Consider the following 14,526-nt stretch of genomic DNA (forward strand, 5'->3'; position numbering starts at 1 on the left):
GGGACTTCACCCGATAGGCCACTTCCTGCCGGTCCATCCATACCGGAAGCACTTGCGTGGTTCGAGGAGGGATGCCGTGTCAAAGTTTGTCCGCATTTTCCTCGCGGCGGCATTGCTTGTTCAAGCTGCCGCGGCTGCTGCCGATCCGCTGAAATCCTGGAACGACACCGCGCCCAAGGCTGCGATCATCTCCTTCGTCGAGAAGGTCACACGGAAGGGCTCGCCCGATTATGTCCCGCCCCCCGATCGCATTGCCGTGTTCGATAATGACGGGACTTTGTGGGTCGAGCATCCGGTGTACACGCAGTTCGTCTTCGCGCTCGATCGGGTGAAGGCGCTCGCGCCGCAGCATCCGGAATGGAAGACGACCCAGCCTTACAAGGCCGTGCTCGAAGGCGACATGAAGGCGCTCGCGGCTTCCGGCGAGAAAGGCGTGATGGAAATCATGGCGGCGACGCACGCCGGGATGAGCACCGCTGACTTCACCGACATCGTTTCCCAATGGATCGCCACCGCCCGCCATCCGCGGTTCAAGCGCCACTATAACGAGCTGACCTATCAGCCGATGGTCGAGCTGCTCGCCTATCTCCGCGCGAACGGCTTCACGACTTACATCGTGTCGGGCGGCGGCATCGAGTTCATGCGGCCGTGGACCGAAAAAGCCTATGGCGTTCCGCCTGCGCAGGTCGTCGGCTCATCGATCAAGACGCAATGGGTGATGAAGGACGGCGTCCCCACGCTCATGCGATTGCCGGCGGTCGACTTCATCGACGACAAGAGCGGCAAGCCGATCGGCATCAACGAGCATATCGGACGACGTCCGATCGCGGCGTTCGGCAATTCCGACGGTGACCTCGAAATGCTCCAGTGGACGACGGTCGGCAATGGCCATCCGCGCCTCGCGATGATCGTCCATCACACCGACGCGACGCGCGAATATGCGTACGACCAAGACACGAAGTTCGGGAAGCTCAGCAAGACGACCCTCCACGCAGCCGCTGCCAATCGCTGGACCGTCATCGACATGAAGAAGGACTGGAAAAGGATCTTCGCCTTCGACCAATGACCTATTGGCGCTCGAAACCGCCGCGGCAATCGCTTAGCAATTGTTGAGAATCGCGCGCTGCCCTCGGACGGCTTGGGCGCGATCGGCGACAAGCGAACCGAAAGTCGGAGTGCCGAATGCGTCTGTATCTGCGTTTGTTGTGTGGCTTCTGCGTTTTCGGCTCAGCTGTCTCCAACGCTGAGCCGCCGCTCCAAGGCGAGCTTTCGGCCGAGCAGGTCGCCGGCCGCACTTACGATCTGAGTATCGACGACGCGGTATCTCTGGCTCAGCAGCGCAGCTTCAGGACGGCGCGCGCCAATCGCTCGTTGAGGCAGAACGAGTTGCGGCTCGACAATGCGAAGTCGCAATATCGGCCGAGACTGACGACCAATGTCGCGATCAACCAGCAGGCACGCGACCTCGTGTCTCATGGCGATACCTATGAGTATCAGGTTTCGAGCCTCGGTCAGTTTCAGTCGACCGCCAGCGCAGACCTGTCGATGCCGATCGACATTGGCGGCGTGATCCGGCGACAGGTGCGCCAAGCCGATATCTGGCGCGGCATCGCAGCGAATGATGTGACCAACACCGCGCTCGACGTCACGCTCGACGTGCAGACTAGCTATCTCAACGCCCTACGAGCGCAGAACAATGCCGATGCCGACGAGCGTGTCGCAAAGGAAATCGCCGACTTGCTGACGCGCGCAGGGCCGAACTCGGCGCTCGGCAACTTCCTTCAGGTCGAGCTCGCCAACGCGCAGCAGACCGCGCAGAGCAGTCGAGAGAATGCGGACAACGCCCAGGATGGGCTGAAGCAGATCCTGAGGGTGCCGCCCGAAGCGCGCCTCCGCCTGACCAGCGACTTCCGCGGTCGCAAGCAGCCGATCGAGCGAAACGGCCTGCTCGAACAGGCGCTCAACCGACGGCCGGACGTGCAGTCCGCGCAACTGCGCGTGAAGCAGGCGCAGACGTCGGTCCAGCAGGTTTCCGACTATCGCAAGCCGACGGTACGCGTCGGCGCCTTCGCCAGCCAGCAGATTGCGGGTGGAGCGTTCTTCGATGGTCGCTACGACCGGCTCCGCACCCAGGGCGGTCTGGTCAACGTCAATCTCCCGCTGGTGCAGTGGGACAATGGGCAGCTGCGCCGGAACCGGGAAGTGGCGCGCATCCAGAGCGAGCAGGCCGACGCCGATCTGGAGGAGTTGCGGGAGCGCGTCGCCTATGACGTGCGCCAACAATTGTTAGCGGTATCACGCGCGGAGAATAGGATCCGGAACTTGCCCGATCCAAAGCAGGCGCTGCAGGCTCTGCAGCGCGCCGAGCAGATGCTGCTGTCCGCACCTCCCGAGACGGCGCAGGGACTGGTCGCGCAGGTTTCCAACGCACGACAGGCGTGGCGCTCCGCCGAAACCGCGACCGCCGAAGCCTACATCGACTACAACAACGCCGTATTCCGACTGAAGCGCCTGATCGGCGACACCGACGCGCTATCCGCCAAGTCGTCTGCGGAGCTGCCCGTTCAGACGATCGGAACGGCGTTCGGCCGGTGAGGCCCAGACGGCGTTTATGTCTCGAACGAAACCAGGCTCAGGTTCTCCGGGCTTCGCTGGCCGAGCGCCATGGGGCACTTCACGTCGTCCAGGAAAGCCACGTCGAACAGTTCGGTCACGGGTCCATCAAGGCGTAGCCATTCGACGACCGTGCCGGACTCCAGATCGATGATCTGGACACCACACCAGGCCTCGCTGTCCTTGTCTTCGAGGTTCTTCTGCAGGTCGAGGCCTTCGAACCGCTCGTAACGCGGCTTCGACAGCCCGACCGCGGCGTAGCGGCCCTTGATCGCGAGGCCGCGAAGGAAGCCCGGGCAGAATGTGTGCGGTACAAAGCTCTTCGTCTCGAAATCCACGGTGCCGAGGAAGCCCGTGCCCGAGTTGAGGACCCACAGCTCGCCGTCCGCCCAGCGCGGCGAGTGGGGCATCGACAAACCTTCGCAGACGATCTCGTTCGTCTGGATGTCGATCACGATGCCGCCGTCCTGACGCCGGTCGCGCCAACCGTCGACGGTGTCCGACTTGCACACGGCGGTAACGTATCTCGCCTTGCCATCGCGCATTGCGAGGCCGTTGAGGTGGCATCGGTCCTCGGGCACGATCTTGCTGATGAACTCCGGCTTCCAAACCGCCTTGAAGCTATGCGTGATGCTCGGAACGGCCAGGCAATTGTATTTGGTATTGACGAACACGACGGTTCCGTCGGGCCGGATACCGAGCTCATGGATGTCGAGCGCACCGGTGAACTGCGCGTTACGCGGCACATAGCATTTGTCGAACATGCCGTTCGCAAGCTGGCCTTCGGCTAAAATGTTTTCGAACCGCCAGATTTGATAAAGGCCGCCCATATAGAGGCGCTGTCCATTACCGACGACGCCCATGGCGCGCTGGTAGAGGCGCTCGTGGAACGACAGCCGGTGCTTCTGATCCGACCCGATCAGGTAGAGGCGTCCGCTCTGATAAGAAGTGAAGGCGATCGACAGCCGGTTGCGATCCATCCAGCCGGTCAGACCGGGCGAACAGCTCTTTTTGACCGGCTCGACTGGCGTCTCTTCCGCCGCCTTCTCCGAAGTTCCCGCTGTCGCCTCCAGGACTTCGTCGTTGCCGGCCTCGGGTGCAGAAACCTTCGTCAGAGTCGCGACATCGCCGTTGGTCTTCGTCATGCCCTCATCGCTTTCGCCGAGAACCTCGTCTTCCAGATCAGTCATTGTCTGAATCGTGCTTCTTCTTGTCCTCGTCCTGATCCTCGTCGGCTTCTTTCGAGTGCAGGTAGATTCGCTTGTAGTCGAGATCCACGACGGGCTTGTCGATCCGGGTAAATGTCCACTGCCGGATGGTGTCCATCCAAAGCTGTGCGACCGGCTGGATGCCGCCGGTCGTGACGCTGGCGAGCTTCACGTCGTAGACCTTGCCGTCCGTGTTGACCGAGAACTTGATGTCGAACGAACCTTCGATGTCGTCCTTGCGTGCCTTCATCGCGGCGGGGTTCGAGTTCAGATCGGGACGAGCCATGTAGATGAATTCGAGACCCGTCTTTTGGAGCGCCGCATAATTGGCTCGCTTCCACGCAAGATCGACATCGCGGAAGCAGCGGCTCTCCGCCTTGAGCTGGCCTGCGTAGGCCGAGCAATCCGGGCGCCTGAAAGCCTCGGTGACCTGCGCGGATACAGGCACCCCGGCTTGCAGCGGGATCAGAGCCGCGACGGCGTAGACCGCCGACCTACTTACCGACATAATATTCATATTTCAGAGCCTTCGTGCCCGGGAACTGACAATCGTCCGGCTTGTCCATCGGCTTTCCGGGACCGATGTGGCGGTCGAAAAAGTCGATCATCCGGCATGATATTTCGAGGACGCTTTCAGGATCGCGGGCGCCATGGGCCGCGCGCTGGATTTCCAGCGTTTCGAACCGGTGACCCCTGTCCTTCAGCGCCTTCTTCATGTCGAGGTAATGCTTCGGGAAGACGCGGTCGTCCTGCATGCCTTCGACCAGGAACACCGGGACCTTGATCTTGTCGACGTTCGGCGTCGGAGAGCGCCGGTCGCGGTCCGCCTGGTCGGTCCCGAGCGCCTCCGCGAGATAGCGGCGGCCCCCTGAGGAACGGCTGACGTCGCCATATTTCATGAAGGTCGTCAGGTCGTAGACGCCGACATAGCCGATCGAGCATTTGTACAGGTCGGGCGTCTTCACAACGCCCTCTAGGGCCGCATAGCCGCCGTAGGATGCGCCGTAGATGCAGATCCGGTTCGGATCGGCGACGCCGGACTTGATCGCCCAATAAGTCGCGTCCTCGAGATCCTCCTGCATCTCGAGACCCCAATGGCCGTACCAATCGTAAGTGAACTTACGGCCATATCCGCCCGAGCCGCGATAGTTGACCTGCAGCACCGCGTATCCGGCGTTGGCCATGGCCGCGACTTCGGGGTTGTATCCCCACATGTCGCGTGGGCCGTATGGGCCGCCATGCGGGTGGATGATCAGCGGCAGGCTCTTCATGGACTTGGCCTGCTTGGGCACGGTCAGATAGCCGACGATCTCCATGCCATCGCGAGCCGTGAAGTGCACCGCGTGCATGTTGGGGAACGCATCGCGATTGAGACCCGGCATCGGATCGAGCAGGAAGCGGATCTTCCCGTCATATTCGTTGTAGAGATAATATTTGCCGGGTCCGTGCTCGTCGGCAACGCTTAGAACCGCCTCGATCCCATCGTCGGTCTTCGACGTGATCGTGACGACCTTGTTCGGGAAGGTCGCATGGATCCGCTCCTTCAGCTTGACGTCGTAGTCCTGCGGGTCGAGCCACTTCACGATCGGATAATCATATTCGAATTCCGCGTAGGTCGGCTTGTCGTCGGCATTCGTTTGAAGGTGGCCGATCTCGACCTTCGGATTGCTGTAGATCAGCTCCTTTTTGCCCGTCTTCACGTCGACCCAATAAGCAGCGCCGGTCGGGATCTGATCGTCGCAGATGTATAGGATCTTGTTTGGATCGATCTTGTGCCAACGCATCGGAATGCATCCGCCATCCTTCTTGCGGAACTGGCTTTCGAGCACCCAGCTGTTTCCGACGCGCTTGTGAACGACGACATCGTCGAAGCTGTCGGGCAGAGACCCGACGGCGTGCGTCACTTCATCCTTGCGATTGAACACGAAGGTGGCCGTGCGCGAAGGCGCCTTCATCACCTTCGTTGCAATCCCCGACCGGATGTCGAGCTTGTAGAGATAGTTGTACGGAAACTCGGAATAGCTCGCGCCGGACGGATAGACGTCCATCCAATAGTGGTCGTGGTCGATCTTCCCGATGATCGATCCTCCGCCGGCATCATTGTCGGCGGTGCCTTCGAACAGGGGGCGCATCTGGCGCGTCTTGATGTTGCGCATGAAGACGCCGATCCCGCCCCGGCCTTCTGACAGCTTGCTCTTGTAATTCGGCGTCAGCAGCAGGTTTTCATTGTCGAACCAAGTCGCCGACTGGACCGAGAAATCGCCATCGAACGTCTCGCTGTCGATCACCGTCATCTTCTGACGGTCGATGATGTGCAGGATCGTGTGATCGTTATCGATCTTGGCGACGCTGGTGAAATACTTGCCGTCGGGCGAAATGCGCAGGTTCGCGAACTGCGGGCGCATCGTTCCCCATATCTCGGTTAGCTTGAGCGGGGAGTCCGGATGCGTGCCCAGGTCCCTTGCTGAGGTGGCGGTCAGAGGCGCGGCCGCGACCGCGGCTGACAATATGAGTTTGATGAATCGTTTCATAGATTTGCATTCGGCGGGAGCCCCTGCGAGAGCTCCCGCCGTCCCCTCCCCCGTTATTTGAAGGACTTGCCAAGCGAGAAGTAGAACGACCGGCCGAGCGCGTTCGGCGTCTGCAGCTGCGCCCAGAAGTAAGGCCAGAACCCGCTGCCGTTCTTTTGCGGCTTGGTGTTGATCAGGTTGTTGATGCTGAGCCGCGCCGACGTCGTCGCATTCAGCTGGTAGCCGACCGTGAGGTTGACGTCGTACCACGGGTCCAGGAACTGGGTCTGGTCGTAGTTGTACACGCGACCGGTCCTCTGCACGAACAGACCCGCGCTAATCGCCTTTCCGGTCGTGAGCGGCTGGTACCAGCTGAGCGAGGCACCAAGGCTGTTCTGCGGCGTCGCAGCACCGGGCTCGCCGTACCTCAGATCGATCGGAGCATCGCCGGCAAAGCGGGTCAGCTGGAACTTGCCAACGCCCGACCAGGACACCGACGCCGAGAACTGCCCAAGCTTCTCGGACTCGAACGTGTATTGGGCACGGACATCGACGCCGGTCCGGAGCAGGCTGCTCTGGTTGATCGGCTGGATGATCACTTCCTCGATCGCGCCGAAGCCGTTGCGGATGACGCGGCTGTAGATGTCGTGACAGAGCTTCGATGCCGGATCGAGCACGCCGGTGTTGCACTGATATTCCTTCAGCACGACGTCGTACGCGGGTTCCGTGATGACCAGGTTCTTGAGCTTGATCCGGTACCAGTCGACGGTGAAGGTGAAGTTCGGGAACGGATTGAAGATCCCGCCCAAGCCCATGTCGTACCCGTGCTCATCCGTTAGGCCCGGATCGCCCCTACGGGTCGTCGCCACCTGCTGGAACTGGCAGCTCGGTCCGGTGCCGCCGTCGCAGCCTGGGGCCGAGAGGTCGGGCACATATTCGAAGCCCTGCGATACGCCGTAGATGTTGAACATGTCGGGCGCCCGGAAGGTCTGCCCGATACCGCCGCGAAGCTTCAGCCAATCGTTGACGCGATAGAGGAACTTCGCCTGACCGCTGAAGCGGCCCTTCACATCGGAATCGTCGTAATAGCGATCGAACCTACCGGCGAGCGTGAGATCGAGGTTAGCCAGGATCTTCGTGTCGATCTCAGTAGCAAGCGCCCAGCGATCGCGAGTGCCCTTGGCCTCGATCGCACCGATGCCGAACCAGCCTTCACCGGTCGTGTTCAACGTCCGCTCGTCGGGGATGATGTTGGTCATCTGGTGCCCGAATTCGGCACGCACAGCGAACTTGGCCGGCTTGTACATGAAGCCTAGATCACTGAGCTGGCCGTTTAGGGTCGCGGTCAGAGTCGTGGAAGACGATTTGCCCTTCAGCACATTCGTGCCGATCAGGTCGTCCACGTCACCCGGCTGCACCTTTCGGACGATGTTGTTGATCAGCTGATTGTCGTAGAAGTCGTTGTCGACCAGGTATGTGTACTGCTGATCCGGGGAATCGGTGACGGTACCCGCCCCTGCCAGGATCCAGTTCTTGATCCCTTCTTCCTTGAGGTTCGTGCTCTTCTGCGTCGTGCCGTAGCGGCCGTAGGATAGCGCGGTATCCCAGAACCACTTGTTGCCCGACACATCGAAACCGCCCCTGGCGCCGATGACCGCGGTTTCCATGTTCTGGTCTACGGTGGTGTCTTGGCTGCCGAGTTCGTCGGTCGAGAAGCCGCGAGTCACGAACGTCGCGGCGGTGCCGTCTTCCTTGCCGACGACGCCTTCCCAGAACAGCACGTTGCTGCGGTTCTTGACTCTCTCGAAGGACACCATGCCCGTCGCAAACAGCTCGATGTCATCAGTGAGGTCGTAGCGTCCGTCGAAGAATGCCGATGCGCGCGACGACTTTGGATTGAGCGAGATGGTATCGCTCGTCTCGTCCGAGCAGTTGCCGTTTTCGAACGTGAAACCGAGCGGCTCACAAGCCGAAGACGGCAAGACCGAATTCTGACCGGTCGCTGTATTCTCCGTGAGCGTGATCATCTGCGCGTTGAACGGCGCGTTCTTCTTGAACCACTTGACGTCGCTGGCGAGGAATTCGCCCGAGTAAGCAATCTCGCCGCCCACGGTGAAGGAGCCGCGAGGCAGTGCCTTGCCGGTCACGAGAGAAGCACGAAGCCCTTCACCAAAGCCGCCCTGGTAACCGCCCAGAGTCAGGTCGGCGTTGGTCTGCTCCATGTCGCGCTTGGTGATGATGTTAACGACACCGCCAACCGCATCGGAACCGTAGGTCGCCGACGCTCCGGACGAGAGATATTCGATCTTGGCGACCGCAGCCATCGGGATGGTGCCGAGGTCGACACCGTTCTGCTCGCCGCCGAACGGCAGCGGATAGTCGGCGACCCGGCGGCCGTTGACCAGCACGAGCGTACGGCCAGTGCCGAGGCCGCGGAAGTTGACCTCTTCGGCGCCGACGGTGAACCGGCCCAAGAGGTTGCTGGACTTCCCTTCCGTGTAGCCCTTGTTCTCAGTGAACGACTTCATGACGTCGCCGACGGTCTGGAGGCCGCGAATGGCCATGTCCTTCTCGTTGACCACCGACATCGGAGTGATCTCGGAGTTCGTCGAGCGGCGGATGAGCGTGCCGGTGACGACGATAGCTCCGGCGTCGCTCGGGGTCGCCGTGGTCTCGCTTGGAGCTCCTGCCACGCCTTCCTGAGCCGGCGTTCCGTTCGCTTCCGCATTCGCCGTAGTCTGATCGACGATTCCGGGGATGCCAGGGGCAGACGTGGTCTCTCCACCGGCCGCCGGTGCTGCCGCCGAGGGCGCCGCTCCGGTCGTCGCAGGCGTTGCCGGCGCCCCTTCCGACGGCACGGCGGCCGTGTCCGATGGAGGCGTGGTCGCCGCGTTCGAAGGCGACGCATTCGTCGCGCCCGGCGTGACGTTCTCAGGCAGACGCGGCGCGTTGGCCAGCGCTGGTGCAGTCTGCGTGCCGCCTCCGCCAAAGCTGTAACGAACATTCAGGCTGGGATGGAAAATGCTTCCCGTCGCAGCCGTCTTCGAGAAGGCGACGCGCCCTGCGAAATCCCACCTCTTGTAGCGACCAAGGATCGCGGCTTCGGCGTTGTAGCCTGAACCGGACAGGTCGCTGTTGAAGTTCAAGCCGTTCTGCTGGAGGCCTGAGTTCCCGTTGAACGCGTTGAGGTAAGACACGCTCACGAGTGGAGTGATCGTGCCGTCGTGCGTGTTGATCACCTTGAACAGGCTCAGGCCCGCACGAACCGTCGACGTCTTCGAGTCGATATTCGTGATCTGGTAGAAGTCGTCGCTCGAAGTGAAGTCGTCGAGGTCGACCTTCACGTGCGTGAGCTGCAATTGCGGCTGCAGCGTCATTCCGTTCGCGAGGTCATAAGAATAACCGGCCTCGGCGTTGAAGGCCTGCCCCTTGGCGTGCGTGTTTCCGGTCGCCTTGGTGATGGTATCCGGCGCCTTCAGCGACAGGTCCGTTCCCATCCGCTGGTAGGCCAGTTCCGCGTAGAAGCCGCCGTTGCTTACGTAGTTCGCATCGATACCGGCCGCCCACGGGTGCCCGCGGCTGCTGGCGGTGTTTGCTTTGACGTTCGCTTCGATCGTTCCGTACGTCAGGTTCGGACCGAACGTGACGGTGCCGGAGCCAAGCTGCTGCGACCAGTGAACGCCGGTCTGGATCCCAGAGACGATTTGCGCGGAATCCACGTTCTGGATGCTGTTGCGCGGCCTGGACGTGCCTTCGCTCTGGAAGGCAAAGCCCCAGATCGAAACGCCATCACCCTTATGCTTGGTGTAGGCGTTGATGTTCCGCGTCTCGAAGTTCGCGATCGAGGTGCTGAGCCAGTTCTGCGCTCCGATTGCACCGGTACTAGCCGCGGTCGCCAGATGCCCCATGCCGAACGTGGCAGAGACGATGACGTCGTGACTTGCAGCGTCGTACTTCGCCTCGGCGTTGACCAGGCTGTCGCCGTAAATGCCGGTAGCTCCGGCGAACTCGACGAGGTCCGCGTCGTTGCTTCCTGCGATCGTGATCGGTCGGAAGACATAGTCGCCTTGCAGCGGCTCGACAGGATTGAGGATGACACCGATCGTGCTGCCGCTGAGCACGTTCCCGCCGATGATCAATTTGTCGGAATGGTTGGCCGCGTCGACGTCTGCTGCGAAGCGGAAGTTGCCCGTCACGTTGCCGTTGATTGTCAGCGTGCTGAAGTTGGCGCCGCTTGCAAACGGAGTGGCCACTAGGCTCGCGATGGCTGGGCCGGCGATGAACGCGTCGCGCGCGTCGATTTCGCCATACTCCATCTCGACCGTCAGATTGTCGCCGGTGACGAGATTGTCGTCACCCCCAGCGACGCTGATGACGCCATTCTTGATGCGGAACTTGTTCGTCCCACCACCGAAGTCGATGGTGTTGCCGTTCATCACGATATTGCCGGTGCTGAGCACAGCTCCGGATTCCGGATCGATGTCCTGTGAATGGAACAGCAGGTCGTTGCCGTCGCCGAACAGGATGTCGCCGACAATCCTTCCGCCGTTGAACACCGTCGCATCGAGCCCGGTATCCACATTGGCCTTGATCGCAACGCCGCTTGCGGCGTCGATCGTGCCGGTATTGATCAGCTGCGGGGCCGGAGCGCCCATCGCCGCCCCAACGCCCATTCCCTCAAGCTCGACAGCGGTGGAGTTGGCTCCGACGCGGATCGTGCCGGTGTTGTAGAGGCTGACCTCGCCTAGGATGTCGCCGGTCACGCTGTACGGGACATATTCGCCCGTGTTGAAGTCGAACTCCTCCCAATTGTGGACCGCACCGAACTCGGCGCCGATCAGGCGGATGCCCGTCGAATTGTCGCCGGTCTGGATCAGGCCGCTGTTGACCGCGGCAACGCGGCCGTTGGTTACGACGGGCTGGTGGTAATAGTCGTGGTAGACCGAGCCCGATTTCAGATCGACGCCGACGGAATCATTGCCGACCGATACGGTGCCCGCGTTCTCAAGCACCGTGTAGAGATGGCTGGATCCCTTGATGCCGACCGAATTGTCACCGGTTGAAACGATGCCGTCCTCCGTTTGAATGGTGTGGACGGTGAGGCCCCAATCAGTCCTTCGATTGCTGTTGGAAATGCCGACTGTGTGGTCGCCGGTCGTGACCGACCCGGCATTATAGACGGTGCTGTAGCCCGTGCCGCTGGCGATGATGCCGTACCCGGTCCGACCGAAATAGAAGGAAGAGGCACTCTTCGGATTCGGCGGCAGGTCGAAGCTGCTCAAATCTTTGTCGCCGACGGTGACTGAACCGCTATTGTAGACGATCGTATTGTTGCCGCCTGCGACAAGCCCGGCACTGTTGTCGCCGGTGGTCACCGAGCCCTTGTTGATGAGATATGCAGTGGTCCGGTAGGGCAGATACGGAATGCCGAATACGTTGCTGTTGCCAAGTACATTGATGCCGGTCGAGAGATCACCGGTTGTGATGAATCCACTGTTGCTGGCGATAGCAGTCTGGCCAAGGGATGTTCCGATCGTCGTTGCCGACATTCCGAGACTCGGGAACAGCCAGTCGTATGTCTCGCCTTGGTATGTGTGGTCACCAACGCCGCCGTTTCCGACAATGATTGTGCCTTCGTTGATCGCGGTGACCGACCCGCCGGCGCTGCGCAGCATGATCCCGCCAGCATCGTCACCGGTCGAGATGATGCCGCCGGCCTCGTTCTTCGCGTAAAAGTCCGCGGCGCCGCTGATCGTGGCATTGTTCATGTAAATGCCTATGGCACGCGCATCAGCATTGTCCGCGAAGCGGGAATTTCCATTGCCGACGGTGATCGAGCCGCTGTTGTAGGCGCGCATGTCGCCGTACATGGCGGTCCCATATATACCGAGTCCGCTGTCCTTCAGGCTGATGTTGCCGCGGTTGGCGATCGTCGTCGTGCTATTCTTGAGCTTCGGCTCGAAGCTTGCCCACCAAGCCTCTTCTTCTTCAGGAGTTAGACCCGCTGGCGGCGCAGGATGACCTGGCAGATTACCGCGAAGGTCTGAGAGCTTCGCATCGAAGCCGTAACCCTGCAGGATCTCGACATATTCGGCCATGCCGCCGTAGCCATCGACGTTCGTGCCGAGGCTGTAAGCGCGGATGCCGGTTGCCCCGGTCAAATAGCGAATGCCTGTTTGGTAATTGGGCGGGCCGAAAGCGTTGGTGTTCGGGCTCGCTTCAGCTTCGGCCTTCGTCATTCCCCCGACGATGTCGCCCGTATTGACGATCGTCGTATCACCGCCGTGCGAATAGGTGTCCCCGGACGGTTGCGACCCCGCCAAGGCATAAATGCCTGAAGCACGATTGCCGATCTCAATGCGGCCGTCGTTCTGGATATTGACGTTCCCGGCGGAGATGGTGGTGATGCCGTTGCTGAAATCCCCGACCTTAATGCTCGCGCTGCCGCTGTTGACGATGTCGATCCCGCCAAAGCCGCGCGCGTAAATGCCCTCGGACTGAGTGTAAGCCGGGATGTAGCCCTGCGGGATCTCGCTGACGTCGACGACGCCCATGTCGATCTTCGCATTGTTGACGATGCTGATCGAACCCAGATCGTTGCCGTGGAGGCTCGTGATGTAGTTCTTCTCGCGTTCCTCGATCACCGTTACGCCGGTGAGCTGGTCGTTCGCGTTGACCGTATACTGGCCCGGGACGGTTACGATCGGACCTTCAGTGATGACGCTCTGATAGTAAGTTGCGGTGTTCGCGTGGATGCCCACCCGGCGCGCCGTATCTTCGGTCGAAGTGATGTCGCCGCTGTTGTTGATTGTGATGCCGGCGCCGGCCTCATTGTCGGCGCTGATGCCGTAGAGACCTGAGAAATTGATTCGACCGCCATTGTTGATCGTGATCTCAGCGTCGGTCTGCGTAGCGTCCAGGACATCGACGGACGCGGTGCTGTTCAGATGCGCATAAACTTCCTGGACACCGCACAGATAAGGCGAGCCCGAGTAGCAAGGCTGAGTAATTGCATTGCCCGCATCGTCATACAGCGGCGCGGTATAGTTGCTCGTCCAAGATAGGCTCTTGTGCGCATAGAGGCTCGCATTGGCCGCATCGAACTTGCTGGTCGAAACGCTGATGCCGCCGCCGCCGGTGAGGTCGCCGGTGTTGTTGACGACAACGCTGTCGACACCGCCATCCAGGTCGATTGCGGTCTCGCCTGGTCCCACGGTGAGGTCGCTGCTGTTCGAATAGTCGATGGTTGCGGCCATCGGGGACGAGGAGCCAGCCTTCGCAGCCATCGGCACCGCGAACAGGTTCTGAACGCGCTGCCCACTCGTGACACTTCCGACTGAAGCAGGGTGCAGGTTAAACGCTGGCGTCCCAAACGTTAGGCGGCTCGCTTGACTCGCCGTCAGAAGATTACGCGCGCTTCCGGTCCACAGCCGAGGACTGTCGAGGTGCTTCTGGTCGAGCGACCCGATCGAGAACGATATAGGCTTCGCAGGAACATTCGTCGGAGCGATCAGCGGCGCAGTCAGTTCGACCTTCTTGAGTTCCGCAGCAGCCGCTCCCGAATATAGGAACGGCGATGATGCGATGAGTGCCGAAGCGGCAGTCCGCATCAATGCTGATCGGCGCACGCGACGCCTGGTCGTCGTGCGCGAGGTTTCGCGCGAAACGCTGGTCATTTAGTCTGTTCCCCTGTTCGCTGACCGCAGGGGCTCGTCGCCCCGGTGATCATCGACCGGCGTGTGTGCCGGACCACTCTCCCAATTTCGTCAGCTGATGCGGCCAGATCCGATCAGGTCGGATTGCGGGCGGCCTCAGCGTTTGAATGACAGTTAATTGGCGGCGTTCAGGTTCGTCCGCGACCGCGAAGATTTCAGTTTTGCGCCATTCTTTTAAATATTGGGCACTCGTCGCTACGACCTATTTGCCGTTAGCGCTCACATTCGAAGCGCCAGTCCCCCGCTTGATTTCGTTACTGCCCCACACTAAATCCGTGTCGTCTCCCCGACACTCCCCGACCAATGTGATCAGTTCGGCAGGTCCGAACCTGTGGCTGCGTTGCGTGCTCAGTTGAGCGACTGACGACTACAATTCGCCATGACGGGACCTCTATGGCAGACACCTTTGTGATTGCGGATCACTACCGCGGTTTGTTGATCGAATTCGCGAGCGAGGTTTGTTCAGGCAGACACTCGAAC

The 14,526-nt window shown here is 60.9% G+C and carries 6 protein-coding genes; 2 read left to right on the forward strand and 4 right to left on the reverse strand.

Features of this window, described 5'->3' with window-relative positions; genetic code table 11:
* The first annotated feature begins 76 nt into the window (after positions 1-76).
* Together AC4GYV_RS09750 and AC4GYV_RS09755 are read left to right on the forward strand one after the other, a co-directional pair.
* Entirely contained in the window at positions 77-1,066 is a 990-nt protein-coding gene (locus AC4GYV_RS09750) for an HAD family hydrolase (RefSeq protein WP_491100518.1), read from the forward strand.
* 116 nt (positions 1,067-1,182) lie between these two features.
* The gene (locus AC4GYV_RS09755) at positions 1,183-2,595 is read left to right on the forward strand and encodes a TolC family protein (protein WP_491100519.1); all 1,413 of its coding nucleotides are present in this window, start codon (positions 1,183-1,185) and stop codon (positions 2,593-2,595) included.
* A gap of 14 nt (positions 2,596-2,609) precedes the next feature.
* Here the strand turns inward: AC4GYV_RS09755 and AC4GYV_RS09760 are convergent, their stop codons facing one another.
* Genes AC4GYV_RS09760 through AC4GYV_RS09775 form a run of 4 tightly spaced genes read right to left on the reverse strand, consistent with a single transcriptional unit; the run spans position 2,610 to position 14,007 of the window.
* Positions 2,610-3,803, reverse strand: a complete 1,194-nt coding sequence (locus tag AC4GYV_RS09760) for a TIGR03032 family protein (RefSeq protein WP_491100520.1) — start codon at positions 3,801-3,803, stop codon at positions 2,610-2,612.
* Positions 3,796-4,338 carry an energy transducer TonB gene (locus AC4GYV_RS09765; protein WP_491100521.1) on the reverse strand — a complete coding sequence of 181 codons (543 nt, stop codon included), beginning with the start codon at positions 4,336-4,338 and terminating at the stop codon, positions 3,796-3,798. Before AC4GYV_RS09765 ends, AC4GYV_RS09760 begins: the two co-directional genes overlap by 8 nt.
* Complete coding sequence (locus AC4GYV_RS09770) at positions 4,316-6,352, reverse strand: alpha/beta hydrolase family protein (protein ID WP_491100522.1); 2,037 nt, start codon at positions 6,350-6,352, stop codon at positions 4,316-4,318. Before AC4GYV_RS09770 ends, AC4GYV_RS09765 begins: the two co-directional genes overlap by 23 nt.
* A gap of 53 nt (positions 6,353-6,405) precedes the next feature.
* Positions 6,406-14,007, reverse strand: a complete 7,602-nt coding sequence (locus AC4GYV_RS09775; protein WP_491100523.1) for a TonB-dependent receptor domain-containing protein — start codon at positions 14,005-14,007, stop codon at positions 6,406-6,408.
* Positions 14,008-14,526: the final 519 nt, after the last annotated feature.

This window comes from Sphingomonas sp. SP4 (assembly GCF_058313375.1).

What these genes read in the sequence shown, in the direction of transcription:
- AC4GYV_RS09755 (WP_491100519.1), top strand. Translation starts at nt 1,183, where the DNA reads ATGCGTCTGTATCTGCGTTTGTTGTGTGGCTTCTGCGTTTTCGGCTCA.
- AC4GYV_RS09760 (WP_491100520.1), bottom strand. Translation starts at nt 3,803, where the DNA reads ATGACTGATCTGGAAGACGAGGTTCTCGGCGAAAGCGATGAGGGCATG.
- AC4GYV_RS09765 (WP_491100521.1), bottom strand. Translation starts at nt 4,338, where the DNA reads ATGAATATTATGTCGGTAAGTAGGTCGGCGGTCTACGCCGTCGCGGCT.
- AC4GYV_RS09770 (WP_491100522.1), bottom strand. Translation starts at nt 6,352, where the DNA reads ATGAAACGATTCATCAAACTCATATTGTCAGCCGCGGTCGCGGCCGCG.
- AC4GYV_RS09775 (WP_491100523.1), bottom strand. Translation starts at nt 14,007, where the DNA reads ATGACCAGCGTTTCGCGCGAAACCTCGCGCACGACGACCAGGCGTCGC.